Origin of the sequence: Cryobacterium sp. MP_3.1, from assembly GCF_035984795.1 — a bacterium.
Classification (GTDB): Bacteria; Actinomycetota; Actinomycetes; order Actinomycetales; family Microbacteriaceae; genus Cryobacterium; species Cryobacterium zongtaii.
Map to the genome: position 1 here is coordinate 94609 of NZ_JAXCHV010000005.1, position 14520 is coordinate 109128.

Annotated in this window: 11 protein-coding genes; 6 read left to right on the forward strand and 5 right to left on the reverse strand. The window is 69.5% G+C overall.

The genetic code is table 11. From position 1 onward, the window contains the following. Nucleotides 1-33: 33 nt before the first annotated feature. Entirely contained in the window at nucleotides 34-1158 is a 1125-nt protein-coding gene (locus tag RCH12_RS05200) for an AI-2E family transporter (RefSeq protein ID WP_103431261.1), read from the reverse strand. Nucleotides 1159-1438: 280 nt separating this feature from the next. Between RCH12_RS05200 and fdhA the strand changes: the two genes are divergently transcribed. The 5 genes from fdhA to RCH12_RS05225 all read left to right on the forward strand — a co-directional run bounded on the left by fdhA (nucleotide 1439) and on the right by RCH12_RS05225 (nucleotide 5629). Next, nucleotides 1439-2656 carry a formaldehyde dehydrogenase, glutathione-independent gene (fdhA, locus tag RCH12_RS05205; protein WP_088455683.1) on the forward strand — a complete coding sequence of 406 codons (1218 nt, stop codon included), beginning with the start codon at nucleotides 1439-1441 and terminating at the stop codon, nucleotides 2654-2656. A gap of 140 nt (nucleotides 2657-2796) precedes the next feature. After that, nucleotides 2797-3576: a molybdenum cofactor guanylyltransferase gene (mobA, locus tag RCH12_RS05210; RefSeq protein ID WP_327016245.1), complete on the forward strand. Its 780-nt coding sequence runs from the start codon at nucleotides 2797-2799 to the stop codon at nucleotides 3574-3576. Between the two features lie 2 nt (nucleotides 3577-3578). Then, a complete protein-coding gene (locus RCH12_RS05215) occupies nucleotides 3579-3704 on the forward strand; it encodes a hypothetical protein (RefSeq protein WP_327016246.1) in 126 nt (41 codons plus the stop codon). After that, a complete protein-coding gene (locus RCH12_RS05220) occupies nucleotides 3704-4897 on the forward strand; it encodes a molybdopterin molybdotransferase MoeA (protein WP_327016247.1) in 1194 nt (397 codons plus the stop codon). Before RCH12_RS05215 ends, RCH12_RS05220 begins: the two co-directional genes overlap by 1 nt. A gap of 129 nt (nucleotides 4898-5026) precedes the next feature. Continuing rightward, entirely contained in the window at nucleotides 5027-5629 is a 603-nt protein-coding gene (locus RCH12_RS05225) for an NADPH-dependent FMN reductase (protein ID WP_327016248.1), read from the forward strand. A 49-nt stretch (nucleotides 5630-5678) separates the two neighbouring features. Here RCH12_RS05225 and RCH12_RS05230 read toward each other — a convergent pair whose 3' ends face one another. Then, complete coding sequence (locus tag RCH12_RS05230; RefSeq protein ID WP_327016249.1) at nucleotides 5679-7211, reverse strand: HNH endonuclease signature motif containing protein; 1533 nt, start codon at nucleotides 7209-7211, stop codon at nucleotides 5679-5681. A gap of 211 nt (nucleotides 7212-7422) precedes the next feature. On the opposite strand from RCH12_RS05230, the gene RCH12_RS05235 reads away from it, so the two are divergent. Further along, nucleotides 7423-7737 (forward strand): DUF6457 domain-containing protein, encoded by a 315-nt coding sequence (locus RCH12_RS05235; RefSeq protein ID WP_088455679.1) that lies wholly within the window; start codon nucleotides 7423-7425, stop codon nucleotides 7735-7737. A 51-nt stretch (nucleotides 7738-7788) separates the two neighbouring features. Here the strand turns inward: RCH12_RS05235 and RCH12_RS05240 are convergent, their stop codons facing one another. From RCH12_RS05240 to RCH12_RS05250, 3 genes are all read right to left on the reverse strand, one after another. Next, a complete protein-coding gene (locus RCH12_RS05240; protein ID WP_134480639.1) occupies nucleotides 7789-10167 on the reverse strand; it encodes an FdhF/YdeP family oxidoreductase in 2379 nt (792 codons plus the stop codon). 426 nt (nucleotides 10168-10593) lie between these two features. Continuing rightward, on the reverse strand, nucleotides 10594-12369 hold the full coding sequence (locus RCH12_RS05245) for an FAD-dependent oxidoreductase (RefSeq protein WP_327016250.1): 1776 nt from the start codon (nucleotides 12367-12369) through the stop codon (nucleotides 10594-10596). Beyond that, entirely contained in the window at nucleotides 12362-14518 is a 2157-nt protein-coding gene (locus RCH12_RS05250) for a molybdopterin oxidoreductase family protein (RefSeq protein ID WP_327016251.1), read from the reverse strand. Before RCH12_RS05250 ends, RCH12_RS05245 begins: the two co-directional genes overlap by 8 nt. Nucleotides 14519-14520 lie beyond the last annotated feature (2 nt).

Sequence of the window (14520 nt, forward strand, 5' to 3'; positions counted from 1 at the left end):
TCGTGCTCGCGGCCAGAAGGCCCGGGCGAGCGGCTAGGCCAGCTTGGCCTGCCCGGTGAGCGCCGGCGGCTCGTTCCAGGTCTTGATGATGGCCCAGCCGACGGCGGCGATGGGCACGGCGAGCACGGCACCGATGATGCCGGCCACGATGGTGCCGGCGGTCAGGGCGACGAGGATCACCAATGGGTGCAGCTTGAGCGACTGTGCCATCACCACGGGCTGCAGGAAGTTGCCCTCGAGCTGGTTGACGACGATCACGATGCCCACCACGATCAGCGCAATCACCCAGTCGGTGGCGACGAGCGCCACGAGGGCGGCCAGGATCCCGGCCACTGTCGCACCGATCAGCGGGATGAACGCCGTGAGGAACACGATGACCGCCAGCGGCAGCGCCAACGGCACCCCGAGCACGGCGAGGCCGATGCCGATCGCGGCGGCATCGACGAAGGCGATGATCGCCGTGCCGCGCACATACCCGCCGAGCACCCGCACCGAGGTGGTGCCGATGCGGCGGCCGCGCTGCAGGCGCTCGCCGTGGAACGGGCGCAGGAAGAACTTCCAGATGACGTCGCCGTCCTTGAGGAAGAAGAACAGGATCACGACGACGAGCACGGCGCCGGTGATGATCTCGGTCGCCACGGACACCCCGGCGAGAGCACCGGAGCCGAACTGGCTGCTGGTGAGGAAGTCGATGCCCTGATCGCGGATGTCCTCGAGCTGGGCGGAGTCGAGGGCCAACGGCCCCTCGGTGAGGTAGGTGAACAGCTGGTCGATGCCGTCAGAGGCGCTCGTCACCAGCTCGCTCCACTGGTTCTCGACGGCGACGACGATCAGGGTCACGATTCCGCCGAACACGACGATGGCGGTCAGCAGGGTGACCCAGGTCGCCAGGATCGGCGACAGCCCCCGGCGGCGCAGCCATCCGATGACCGGGCTCAGAGCGGATGCCAGGATGATCGCGATCAGCAGCGGGATCACCACGAGCTTCACCTGCACGAGGACGAAGATCACCACGGCGACGAGAGCGAGAGCGAGCAGGATCTGGCCGCTGCGGAGGCCCAGCCAGCCCAGCTTGTCGGTCAGCAAGGTACGCAATGTCGTCGGACCGTCGGTTCGGGGCTCGGCCCTGCGGGCACCGGTGTTGTCGGGAATTCGCATGTGACCACCCTAAACAAGGTTCTCCGACATAGCTCGGTAAAACGCGCGAGTTTGTGCACAGCCTCAGGCGGATTTTGGGATTCGACACCCACACGATACACACGTTTTGCTCCAGCGACACCCTTGAAATTCCCAGTGTGGTGGAGTGCCATGGAGGGTGTTCCGGCGCCCTGTGTTGCTGAGAGCGAACCACCGAGGAACACCACTGAGGATGCCGCGCGCCACAAGCGCGAACCGACCGGTTCAGGTGTCACGACAGGTATCAAGGAGGATACAAATAATGGCAGGAAACAGAGCAGTTGCTTACGAAGGTCCGGGCAAGGTCGACGTTATCGACATCGACTACCCCACCTTCGAGCTGAAGGACGGACCCGGCGTCAACCCGGCGAACATCGGCCGCCAGGTTCAGCACGGTGTCATCCTGAGAACCATCACCACCAACATCTGTGGGTCCGACCAGCACATGGTGCGCGGACGCACCACGGCTCCGATGGGTCTGGTCCTCGGCCATGAAATCACGGGCGAGGTAGTCGAAGTCGGCCGGGACGTCGAGTTCATCAAGGTCGGCGACATCGTGTCGGTCCCGTTCAATATCTCCTGCGGTCGCTGTCGCAACTGCAAGGAACGCAAGACCGGTGTCTGCCTGAACGTGAACCCGGACCGTCCGGGTAGTGCGTACGGGTATGTCGACATGGGTGGCTGGGTCGGCGGGCAGTCGCAGTACGTGCTGGTCCCGTACGCGGACTGGAACCTGTTGAAGTTCCCCGACCGGGAGCAGGCGCTGGAGAAGATCCTCGACCTCACCATGCTGTCGGACATCTTCCCGACCGGGTTCCACGGTGCCTTCACCGCCGGCATCGGCGTGGGCTCAACGGCCTACATCGCCGGCGCTGGACCGGTGGGACTCGCCGCGGCAGTCTCGGCGCAGCTGCTGGGTGCCGCCGTGGTGATCGTGGGTGACCTCAACCCCGAGCGCCTCGCACAGGCCCGTAGCTTCGGCTGTGAGACCGTTGACCTCACCAAGGGTGAGCCGCAGGATCAGATCGAACAGATCTTGGGGGTGCCAGAGGTGGATGCGGCGGTCGACGCCGTCGGATTCGAAGCACACGGACACGGCAAGGATGCCGGAACTGAAAAGCCGGCAACCGTGCTGAACTCGCTGATGAGCATCACTGCGGCCGGCGGTGCGCTCGGTATTCCGGGGCTGTACGTCACGGGCGACCCGGGAGCGGCGACGGAAGCAGCCAAGGTGGGTTCATTGTCGCTGAGCCTGGGTACCGGCTGGGCCAAGTCGCTGTCGTTCACCACCGGACAGTGCCCGGTGATGAAGTACAACCGGCAGCTGATGATGGCGATCCTGCACGATCGCGTGCAGATCGCCAAGGCCGTGCACGCACAGCCGATCAGCCTCGAGGATGCCCCGCGCGGGTATGCCGAGTTCGATGCGGGTGCGGCGACGAAGTACGTGCTCAACCCGAACGGCTATCTCAAGGACTGAGTGATCTCAGACCTGGCTGGCCGGTAGGCAGCATCCGGGATCGGGCCGCAGCAGGCGGCCCGATCCCGGTGTGTTGTGCCAGGCGCGGGTAGCCTGATCTGGTCGCGTACCTGCGGCTCCGAGCGCAAGGACCGCCCCCGATGCCCCGCCAAGACACCCCCACCACGCCCTTCGAGGCTGAGCGGACGGACGGCTCCGGCCTGGGTTGGGAGGCGATCATCGTCGCCGGCGGCAGGGCCAGGCGGCTGGGCGGCATCGACAAGACCGCCCTGGTCTGGCGAGGCCGCAGCCTGCTCGACGGAGTGTTGGCCGCGACCACCGGCGCTCGGCGCACCTGCGTGGTCGGATCCGACGCCGTCTTCCCCGCCGATGTGCTGCGCGCGGTCGAGCAGCCGCGCTGGGGCGGTCCGGCCGCGGCGATGGTGGCAGGCCTCGAGGCGCTGGCCCGCGACTCCGAGGGCACGGGTTCCGCGGGCACCGGTTCCGCGGGCACGGGTTCCGCGGGCACCGGTTTCGCGGAGTGGATCGTGGTGCTCGCCGGCGACCTGGTGCACGCTGACGACGCCTTGCCCTACCTGCTGGGCGAACTCGACAGGCTCTTGACCGCCCCGAAGACCGACGCCGCGCAGACCGACGCCGTGCAGACCGACGCCGTGCAGACCGACGCCGTGGCGTACCGTTCCATCGACGGCCTGATCAGCGTCGATGCCGGCGGCCGGCGCCAACCGCTGCTCGCCGTCTACCGGCGTGCGGCCCTGGCCTCCTCCGCGCTGCTGCGTCCGGCGGACAACCTCTCGGTGATGGGCCTGATCGACCCACTCAACCTGGTGGAACTGCGCCTTCCCGATGCCCTGGCCGACGACGTCGACACCCCGGCCGACGCAGCCAGGCTCGGCATCGTCCTGCCCAATACTGGCTAGCCTTGACTCAGGCGACACTGTCGTCGACCATCCTCGAGGAGCTCGTCATGCCCATGATCCACACCGGCCGATCGGTCCGACTCGGTTCCCGCGGCACCGGCGACCTGGCCCGCGGCGTGGTCCTCTGATGGAGTGGCTGGAGGCTAGGGCCACCGTGCACAGGGTCGGCGCGGAGATGCCCCGCGCCACTGAGAGGGTGGCGCTCCAGGACGCCGTCGGGCGCACCCTTGCCGGCGCGGTGCACTCGCTGACGGCCCTGCCGAGCTTCGCGTCCTCGGCCATGGACGGCTGGGCCGTCAGCGGCGACGAGCCGTGGATTTTGGGCCCACCGATCCTGGCGGGTGACCCTCCGCCGACGACTGTCCTCGCGGCCGGGACCGCGCGGCCCATCGCCACCGGCGCCTGCGTGCCGGCCGGCACCCACGGCATCCTGCGCTCGGAAAACGGTGAGCTGGTGCCGGGGTCTGCGGCCGGCACCGTGCCCACGCTCATCCGCTCGGCGCAGACCGGTGAACACGAGCCGGCACGCGGCGAGCATGTGCGCGCCCGCGGCGAGGAATGCGGTCTCGACGAACGGATGCTCGAGCCCGGCTGCCTGCTCACCGTTCCCCGGATCGCTCTCGCCGCGGTGACGGGCCACGACACCCTCACCGTGACCACACAGCCGACCGTGGAGCTGCTGCTTCTCGGCACCGAGGTGATCGAGTCCGGCATCCCCGGTCCCGGGCAGGTGCGAGACGCGTACTCCCCAGAGTTTCCGGCCCTGCTCAGCGGACTGGGTGTGCGGCTGAGTGCACTACGGCGGCTGCCCGACGACCTTGACCAGACCATCGACGCGATCCGGTCGAGCACCGCGGCACTGGTGATCAGCACCGGAGGCAGCGCCCGCGGCCCAGCCGACCACCTGCGCGCCGCACTCGGCGCACTCGGCGCCACGGTGCTCATCGACGGCGTGCGGATGCGCCCCGGCCACCCCGTGATGCTCGCCCGCCTCGCCGACGGCCGCCTGTTGCTCTGCCTGCCCGGCAATCCGCTGGCCGCAATGCTCGTGCTGGCCAGCCTGGGCGTACCGCTGATCGACGGGATGCTCGGCCGCCCGCTGGTGCCGCTGGGCCGCGTGACCCTCGCGCACGACATCGCCAACCTCAGCGGGTCGACCCGGCTGGTGGCGTACCGGCTCACGGACGACGGCGCGGTGCCGACGGCGCGTCAGGGTTCCGGCATGCTGCGCGGACTTGCCGAGGCCGACGGTGTGGCCGTGGTGCCGGCCGGCGGTGCGTGCTCCCCCGAGCCCGTCGCCACGATTCCGCTGCCCTGGTAGCCGCAGTGCTGACCCTGTCGGTGACCGGGTCGGAGTGCTAAACCGGAAGGGATCGACAGATACGGAGGCCATGGGTTCGCTGCGTGAACTTCGAATGCCCTGTCGACCGAATCGGGAAAGAAGGCAGACATGGCGACCTACACAATCGGCTACTTCGTCGGCAGCCTGAGCAGTACGTCCATCAACCGCACCCTGGCCACGGCGCTGATCGCTCTCGCACCACAGGAACTTGAATTCACCGAGATCACGATCGGGAACCTGCCCCTGTACAACCCGGACTTCGACGCGGACTTCCCGCCGGCCGGCCGAACCCTCAAGGCGGCCATCGACTCGTCGGACGGAATCCTCTTCGTCTCCCCGGAATACAATCGCTCGATCCCCGGCGCTCTGAAGAACGCGATCGACTGGGGGTCCAGGCCGTGGGGCACGAACTCCTTCGCACGCAAACCCACCGGCATCATCGGCGCGTCACCTGGCGGAATCGGAACCGCGGTCATGCAGTCGTCGATGCGGAGTGTCCTGAGCTTCCTCGATGCGCCTCAGCTGAATTCGCCCGAGGCTTACATCAGCTTCGACGCTGCCGTCTATGGGCCCAACGGCGAGGTCACCGACGAGTCCACCCGGTCATTCCTTCGCCACTATATGGAGGAGTATTCGGCTTTCGTGCAACGGGTGCTCACCGCGAACGCACCTGGACACATCGGTGACGAGGACCCCAACTCCAGAAAGTGAGTCACACGGTAGTGACTCCAGCCGTTCAGGCCGGAACCCTTCGCTTCGCCTAAAAGGGTGGCGTTTCGTCGGACCGATCAGGTGACACCGCCGGCGACACGGGCGGAACCGTGGGCGGAGCCGGCGGCTGTGTCGTCGGGGCCAGGGTGGGTGGTGGTCCGAGGGTGGTTTCGGGGTAGGTGCGGTGGGTTTCCCCGGCCGGGGAGGTCCAGCGCAGCACCCCGCGGGGTTCGTGCACCACGGCCCACAGCGTGTGGTGTTTGACGCGGTGGTGGGCGCGGCAGAGGTGGGCCAGGTTGTCGGAGTCGGTGGGTCCGCCGTGTTCCCACGCGGTGGTGTGGTCGATATCGCTGCGGGATGCGGGTCGGGTGCAGCCGGGGAAGCGGCAGGTGCCGTCGCGCAGCCTCAACCACCGGCGCGTGTCGGCCGGGACCCGGTAGTGTTCCTTGCCGACCGAGAGCACCGCCCCGGTCTCCGGGTGTACCAGCAGCCGGGTGAAGCTGGGCGCTCCGGCGGCGATCTCCCGGGCGGTGTCGGCTGGGATCGGCCCGTACCCTTCGAGGAAGCCGGGTGCCTCGCTTTTTCCCATCGCGGTGAGCACGGGGACGGTGACCATCACGCTGCCGCGGATGCCGCCGCCGGTGCCGGTCGGGGTGACGCCGTCCAGGACCAGGTCGGCCATCGCGTCGGCACAGATCTGCCCGATCGTGCGCCGCTCTTCCTCCGGAATCGACGCGTCCTTTTGTTCCTGGGCCGAGGTGGCCTCGGCGATGCTGGTCAACCTGTCGTGAGCGGCCTGGGTTTGCACCGCGGTGCCGTACCAGGTCAGGGTGCCCATGCCATCGGCCCGGCCCTCCCACCACACCCCGCGTTCGGCGATCGCGGCGGTGGCCCGTTTGGTGAGGGTCTCGGGGTGCGCTCGTTCCCGCAGCCGCCGTGCCTTCACCGCGAGTTTGCCCACGGTGAGGTCCTTCGCTTCGGGCAGCAGCCTCGCTTCGAAGGCGGCCGCTTCCTCAAGCGGGAGGAAGCTGAGTTGGTCCATCCGCACCTGCCCGTGCCGGTAACTGATCTCCCCGGCTCTCATCGCCGTGAGGGTGGCCTGCATCGGGCCGGCGAACATGCTGGATTCACTGATCAGGTTCTCCGCGGTGCGATCGGCCAGCCGCAGCGAGCAGGCCACCTCGGTCGTGATGGTGCGGCGGGCGATCTCCTGGTCCTCCCACACCGCGATCTTCCGCGGGCTCGCGTCGGCGTCGGTGCGGACCGGCCCTCGGGCCGACTCGGCGGCATAGTCGGGGTTGAGCAGTTTCGCGGTGGCCGGGTCGGAACTCCACCGCTGCAACTCCGCGAGCGCGCGAGCCCGTTCGGCGGTCGCCTTCGCGATCCTCCGGTGGGCCTTCCTGGCCTGGGCGACCTTCCGCGCCAGGGTGGCCTGCGCCTGCGCCTGCAGGGCGAGGCGACGCCGGTGCGCCTGCGCGTGCGCGCCGGCATCGGGTCCGCCCGCGCGATCGCTCTGGTCATCGCGGGCGTCGTGACCCGGGCCATCCGGGTCGGCCGGGAACTGCTCAGCTGGGCTGCTCATACCCCGATAATCGCACCCACCACCGACACTCCAACCCCCGCAGAAACGAGTGTGGAAAGGTTCGCTGACCGGGTGCTTGTGGAGGAGCGGCGAGCGACACAAGGCCCCGGGTCGACGGGGACCGATCGCCCCCGAACGATTGCCGCGCCGCCGCTGAGATGCTATTCCTGAAGCGCACGTTCCGTGCCGTACCCGGCCAGAAGGAGACCCCATGAACGCCCCCGAAAACGACACCGGCCGGCTGGACGACCTGAGTCAACGGCTGACCCAGGCACTGCAGATTCTGGACCTGAAGGTCGACTACCCGCTGCTACTCGACCTGGCCGCCGAGACCACCCGCGCCGTAGGCCCTGCCGGCGGACCGATCAGCACCTTCCTGGTGGGATACGCGGCCGGCATGACGAGCACCTCGAGCAAACAGGCCACCACCGACGCCGTCGAGCGCGCCGTTGGAGTAGCCAGGCAGGCCACCCGGAAGAGCGGTGACGGCGGCATCGACGACGGGTGGGCGAACACCGCCCAGTAGTCGTCAGTCCAGTAGCCGTCAGTCCAGAGCCGTCAGCACAGGCGCCCTCCCCTACATGGTCGGCACCGCCTCGACGGTGCGCGCCGGCTCCACCCGCACGATCACCGCCTTCGAAACCGGCGTATTGCTGCCCTCCGCCACATGGTCGAGAGGCACAAGCACGTTCGCCTCCGGGTAGTACGCCGCCGCACAGCCCCGTGCGGTGGGGTATGACACGGCCCGGAACCCGCGCAGCACCCTCTCGACGCCGTCGTCGTACACGCCATGAACATCCACCATCTGCTCATCGTCGAGGCCGAGTTCGACAAGGTCGTTGGGGTTGATGAACACCACGTGACGGCCCTTCTTGATGCCGCGATACCTGTCGTCGTGCCCGTAGATGGTGGTGTTGAACTGGTCATGCGATCGCAGGCTCTGCAGGATCAGGGTGCCGACGGGCCGGTCCAGGTACTCGAGGTCGTTGACGGTGAGCATGGCCTTGCCGGTGGGGGTGGGGAAGGTGCGGGAATCGCGTGGCCCGTTCGGCAGCAGGAAGCCGCCGTCCTGCCGGATCTTGGCGTTGTAGTCGTCGCAGCCGGCGACGACGTGGGAGATGTGCTCCCGGACGAGGTCGTAGTCACGCTCGAATCCCACCCAGTCCACGCCCACCTTGGTGCCCAGCACCGCCCGGGCCAGGCGGCTCACGATGGCGACCTCCGACAGCAGGTTCGGTGCGACCGGGCGCACCTTGCCCCAGGACGGATGCACGGCGCAGACGGTGTCCTCCACCGACACGAACTGCTCCCCCGTGGCCTGCCGGTCGATCTCGGTGCGCCCCTTGGTCGGCAGGATCAGCGCCTCGTCGCCGACCACGGCATGCGACCGGTTCAGTTTGGTGGAGACCTGCACCGTCATCTCGGCACCGCGCATCGCGGCCTCGGCGGCCCCGGTATCGCTGATCGCGCCGACCAGGTTGCCGCCGAGAGCCATGAAGACCTTAACCCGGCCGTCCCGCAGTCCCCTGATGGTCTCGACCGAGTCCATCCCGTGCTCCCGGGGCGGATCGAAGCCGAACTCCCGTTCGATGGCGTCGAGGAACGCCGGCGGCATCTGCTCCCAGATGCCCATGGTGCGGTCGCCCTGCACGTTGCTGTGCCCGCGGATCGGCGATGCACCCGCGCCGGGCTTGCCGATGTTGCCGCGCAGCAGCAGCAGGTTGATGATCTCCTTGATCGTGGCGACGCCCTTTTTGTGCTGGGTGAGCCCCATCGCCCAGGTGATGATCACCTTTTCGGCCCGAAGGTACCGGGCGGCGAGCTCGTCGATGTCGGCGGTTTGCAGGCCGGTGGCGGCCAGCACGGCCTTCTCGTCGACCTGGGCGAGGTGCGCGGTGAGTTCCTCCAGCCCCTGGCAGTGCTCGCGCAGGAACTCGTGGTCGAGCACGGTGCCCGGGTTCGCGGCCTCCGCGGCGAGCACCCGCTTGGACACCGCCTGTAACAGGGCCATGTCGCCGCCGAGCCGCACCTGCACAAATTGGTCGGCCATTTCGGTGCCGTGCCCGATGATGCCCTTCACCTTCTGCGGGTTCTTGTACCGTCTGAGCCCGGCCTCCGGCATCGGATTGACCGCGACGATCTCGGCGCCGTTCTCCTTCGCCTCCTCCAGGGCGGTCAGCATCCGGGGATGGTTGGTGCCCGGATTCTGGCCCATCACGATGATCAGGTCGGCCTTGCCGAAGTCGTCATAGGTGATGGTTGCCTTGCCGATGCCGATGGTTTGCCCCATCGCCCAGCCGGACGACTCGTGGCACATGTTGGAGCAGTCGGGCAGGTTGTTGGTGCCGAAGGCGCGCACAAAGAGTTGGTAGGCGAACGCGGCCTCGTTCGAGGTGCGGCCGCTGGTGTAGAAGGCGGCCTGATCCGGCGAGTCCAGCCCGTTGAGCTTCTCGGCGAGCAGTCTGAACGCCTCGGCCCAGCTCAGCGGCCGGTAGTGGTCGTCGCCGGCGGCCTTGTAGACCGGTTCGGTCAGCCGCCCCTGCATGCCCAGCCAGTATTCCGAGCGGTCACGCAGGTCGCTGACCGGATGCTCGGCCCAGAATTCGCTCCCGATGGTGACGGGAGTCGCCTCCCAGGTGACGGCCTTGGCGCCGTTCTCGCAGAACTCGAAGGTCTTGCGGTGGGTGGGGTCAGGCCAGGCGCAGCTCATGCAGTCGAAGCCGTCTTTTTGGTTCATCGCCAGCAGGGTCTTGCGGCTGCGGCTGACGCCCATGCCCGCCAGCGCCGGGATGGTGGAGTGCAGCACTCCGGGCACGCCCGCCGCCCAGGACTTGGGCGAACCGACCTCGAGGGTGGACTCCCCCGCCTCGTCGGCGTCGTCGAGGTGGACCGGGCTCTTCTCGCGCGCCTGGTTGGCCCCAAACGGTGGGTTCGTGGTCACTTTTTTGGGCGTCATCCTGGGCATCCCTTTCGCCGGCCGGGATCAGCCGGCACTGTCGCGCCGGAGCCCGGAAACACTGGACTTACCCCCTCAGGGCTATCAGCATCCGGCGCTCACGGCAAGGACCCGGCAACGTTCAGGGCACACTCTGGGCGGCGAAGCGCTCGAGCCCGCAACGCCGAGTTCCGCCAAAACGCTCCTTCGGGCGCATGGGACCCCCAGCCCACCCGAGTTGCCACTTCGGGCCCTCTCCGCAAGCCCGAAGGGGCGCCAACTGCCATCTCGCCTGCAGCGCGCCCCGCGACTTGCCAGTTCACGCCCTCTCCGCTGCGCTGCAGGGGCCTCAAGTGGCAAGTCATCGCAGGGCCCTGCGCCGAGATGTCGCACCCTCCTCCCTTTTGGCGCCGACGGGCTGCTTTCCGGCACGTCGGCGCTGCGGGCTCAGCCGACGATCTGCGCCGCGAAGCGCTCGAGCACCTCGCCGATGCGGCCCTTGCAGCCGCCGCAGCCGGTCCCCGCGCGGGTGGCCGTGCCGATGCAGGCCACGGTGGTGTTGCCGGCCTGCGCCGAGGTGGTGATCGCCTCCACCGTGACACCGTTGCACCAACAGACCGTGGACTCCGGCGCGAAGGCGTCGCCCGCGGTCGCGGGGTCGTAGTCGGGACCATCGAACCGCAGCAGCACCGACCGATCGGCGGGCAGCTCACTGCCGCGCTCGAACAACAGGGTGAGCTCGGCACCGGTACGGGGCATGCCCACACAGACGAAGCCGGTGAGGATGCCGCCGCGAGTGACCATTTTCACGTAGCGGCCGTGCTCGGGGTCGGCCCACTGCGCGACGGCCAGGGGCGCCGGATCGGACGAGCATCCGTGCGTGTGCGCGGTGCCGCCGTATCCGGCGTCGTCGCACCTGGCATCGACGTCGAACGGGTCGGCCGCGGTATCACCGGCGGCGACCACGTCGATGCCCTCGGCCTTGAGCATCACGACGGATGCGCCCGGTCCGGCCGCAAGCGCCGGTGCCGGTTCAGCGGTCACGGCGGCAGCTAGCACGGCCGGCCGGCCCGCTGCGACACCCGCCCTGATCTCGGCGCTGAACCGGGCCGCGAGGCTGTCGGCCTGCCGCCAGCCCGGCCCGATCAGACCGGACGGCCCACCGGCCGGTGCCATCCTGGCGCCGTTCCACGCTGCACCGGAGTCGGCATCGGCCGGACGGCCAGCCACATGAGCGCAGTCCCCGATGGCGTGGATCGCCGCATCCGCCCAGCTTCGCAGCGACTCGTCGACCAGGATGCCGGTGGATACGGGCAGCCCGGCCAGGTGGGCGAGTTCGGTGCGGGCACCCACACCGCAGGAAAGCAGCAGCAGGTCGCCGCTGATCTGCTTGCCGTCGGCGCAGATGAGGGCTTCGAAGCGTTCCACGCCGTCGTCGTCGTGGTGAAACAACACGCTCTCGGCGCGGGCGTGGTTGACCATGGTGACGCCCGCCCGGCGGGCGCTCCGGGTGAGCACCGAGCCGCCGCCGCGGTCGAGGTTGCGGTTCATCGGAATCTCGCCGTGAAAGACCACGCAGACCTCGGCGCCGGCGGCCGCGGCCGCGAGCGCGATCTCCATGCCGAGCACTCCGGCACCGAGCACCACGATGCGCTGACCGGCCTGCACGGCCGCCAGCACGGTGGCGGCGTCGGCGAGGTCGCGGAGCGCGCTGACACCGCAGGGCAGCGGCGCGCCGGCCCAATCCAGTGCAGCGGCGCCGAGGCCGCCGGCATCCGCACCGGGTTTTATCAGGCCGCGCCGCACCCGCTTGACGCCGTCCAGGGTGGGCACATTCGCGCGCGCCCCGGTGGCCAGCACCAGCCTGTCGTACGGCACTGAGCTGCCGTCGCCGAGCGTGACCGTACGGATGGTGCGCTTCACTTCGGTCACCGTGGTGCCGGTGAGGATGCGCGCGCCGGCAGCCAGGGCCCGGCTGCCGTCGGTGAGGTCGAGGGTGTCCCGGTCGGTGCGACCCACGGCGTAATCGGCCAGGAGCACCCGGTTGTAGGCGTGCACCTCTTCGACTCCGACGACGGTGAGCTCGGCCAGACCGGCCTCGACGAGCGGCAGGAGCTCGTCGACGAACCGGGCGCCGACCGGGCCGTAGCCCACGACGACGATGCGTTCGGGGGCGGCCGGGCCGGGGGAATCGGGCAGCTCGGCAGAAGTGTGGTCAGGCATCCGCCATCGCCCTCTCGTGGTCGGGAGCCGACAGGCCGGGCGCATCGATTGCCCGTACCCGCACGGCGGTGCGTTTGAACTCGGGCATGCCGGAGACCGGGTCGGTGGCGCCGGCGGTGAGCAGGTTGGCGCGCTGGTCGGCGGGAAAGTGGAAGGGCAGGAACACAGTGTCAGGCCGGATGTCGGCGCTCAGCTGCGCGCGGCACCGCACGATGCCACGCTCGTTGGCCAGCTCGACCCAACCGCCGTCGATCAGACCCAGGCTCGCGGCGGTGGCCGGGTGCACCTGCATCCGGGCCTCGGGCTGGGCCTCCGACAGCTCGGCCACCCGGCGGGTCTGCGCACCGGATTGGTAGTGCTCGAGCAGCCGGCCGGTGATCAGGGTGAGCGCACCCCGCGTCTGGGCCGGCGCCGCCACGGCGCGCGGGGTCACGGCGACGATGCGCGCGCGGCCGTCGTCGTGAACGAACCGCTCGAGGAAGAGCCGCGGGGTGCCGCCGGAGCCGGCCGGGTAGGGCCAGTACGCGGGCTCCCCCGTGTCGAGCAGGGCGTAGCCGAGGCCTGAGTAGTCGGCGATGCCGCCCTCGGTGGCCCGGCAGAGTTCGTCGAAGACCTCGCCGGGTTCGGCGCTGTACACGCCGGGGGCGTCCAGGCGCCGGGCGAGCTCCTGGAAGATCCACAGTTCGCTGCGCACCCCGGCCGGCGGGTCGATCGCACGTTGGCGGCGGAGAATCCGGCCCTCGAGCGAGGTCATGGTGCCCTCCTCCTCGGCCCACTGGGTGACCGGCAGCACTACGTCGGCCAGGGCGGCGGTCTCGGAGAAGAAGAAGTCGCTGACCACCAGGAAGTCGAGAGCCGCCAGGCCCTGGCGCACCCTGTCGGCGTCGGGCGCGGAGACCACGACGTTGGCACCGTGCACGAGCAGGGTGCGGATGCCGCCGGGTTGGCCGAGCGCGTTCAACAGTTCGACGGCGGGGATGCCCGCACCCGGGATCTGCTCGGGCGTCACACCCCAGACCCCGGCGACGTGGGCGCGGGCGGCGGGGTCGGTGATCTTGCGGTAGCCGGGCAGCTGGTCGCACTTCTGGCCGTGCTCCCGGCCGCCCTGCCCGTTGCCCTGGCCGGTGAGGGTTCCGTAGCCGGAGTGCGTCGTGCCGACGAGGCCGAGCACCAGCGCGAGGTTGATCGCGGCGGTGGCGGTGTCGGTACCGTCGACGTGCTGCTCGACGCCCCGGCCGGTGAGGATGTAGGTGCCCTTTCCGGCGGCGAGCCGACGGGCGAGGCCCTGCAGCTGCCAGACCGGAACACCGGTGTGTTCCTGCACCCGCTGCGGGTACCAGCCGGCGACACTGAAGCGCAACTGGTCGAGGCCGGTGGTGCGCCGGGCGAGGTAGTCGGTGTCGGCGAGACGTTCGGCGAGGACCAGGTGGGTGAGCCCGAGCAGCAGCACCAGGTCGGTGCCGGGGGCCGGCTGCACGTGCATGCCGGCGCCGTCGTCGGTGAGCCGGGCGGTGGCGGTGCGGCGCGGGTCCACGACGATGAGACCGCCGGCCTGCCGGGCACCATCGAGGTGGCCGATGAACGGCGGCATGGTCTGCGCCACATTGGAGCCGAGCATCAGGATGGTGTCGGCCGCGTCGAGGTCCTCCACCCGGAACGGCAGGCCCCGGTCGAGGCCGAAGGCGCGGTTGCCGGCCGCCGCGGCGCTGGACATACAGAACCGGCCGTTGTAATCGATTCGGGAGGAACCGAGCGCCAGCCGGGTGAACTTGCCCAGCTGGTAGGCCTTCTCGTTGGTCAGGCCCCCGCCTCCGAAGACGCCCACGGAGTCGGCGCCGTGCTCGGCCCGGCTCGTGCGGAGCTTTTCGGCAACAAGGTCGAGCGCCTCGGTCCAGGAGACCGGGGCGAAGCTGCCGTCGGACGCACGGAGCATGGGCTGCCGGATGCGGTCGGCCGAGCCGAGCAGGTCGGCCGCGGTCCAGCCCTTTTTGCAGAGGCCACCGCGGTTGGTGGGGAAGGCCCGGCCGGCGATGGTGACCGGCAGTCCGATCGCATCCGCGGGCCGGGCGGGGGTGCTGGCGGGCGAGGGTGTGAGCGTCATCGCGCACTGCAGTGCGCAGTACGGGCAGTGCGTGTCGACGGGGGTCACGG

Bases quoted from the DNA above. Each gene is read 5' to 3' on its own strand.
- fdhA (WP_088455683.1), top strand. From the start codon at position 1,439: ATGGCAGGAAACAGAGCAGTTGCTTACGAAGGTCCGGGCAAGGTCGAC.
- RCH12_RS05225 (WP_327016248.1), top strand. From the start codon at position 5,027: ATGGCGACCTACACAATCGGCTACTTCGTCGGCAGCCTGAGCAGTACG.
- RCH12_RS05235 (WP_088455679.1), top strand. From the start codon at position 7,423: ATGAACGCCCCCGAAAACGACACCGGCCGGCTGGACGACCTGAGTCAA.
- RCH12_RS05200 (WP_103431261.1), bottom strand. From the start codon at position 1,158: ATGCGAATTCCCGACAACACCGGTGCCCGCAGGGCCGAGCCCCGAACC.
- RCH12_RS05240 (WP_134480639.1), bottom strand. From the start codon at position 10,167: ATGACGCCCAAAAAAGTGACCACGAACCCACCGTTTGGGGCCAACCAG.
- mobA (WP_327016245.1), top strand. From the start codon at position 2,797: ATGCCCCGCCAAGACACCCCCACCACGCCCTTCGAGGCTGAGCGGACG.
- RCH12_RS05245 (WP_327016250.1), bottom strand. From the start codon at position 12,369: ATGCCTGACCACACTTCTGCCGAGCTGCCCGATTCCCCCGGCCCGGCC.
- RCH12_RS05230 (WP_327016249.1), bottom strand. From the start codon at position 7,211: ATGAGCAGCCCAGCTGAGCAGTTCCCGGCCGACCCGGATGGCCCGGGT.
- RCH12_RS05220 (WP_327016247.1), top strand. From the start codon at position 3,704: ATGGAGTGGCTGGAGGCTAGGGCCACCGTGCACAGGGTCGGCGCGGAG.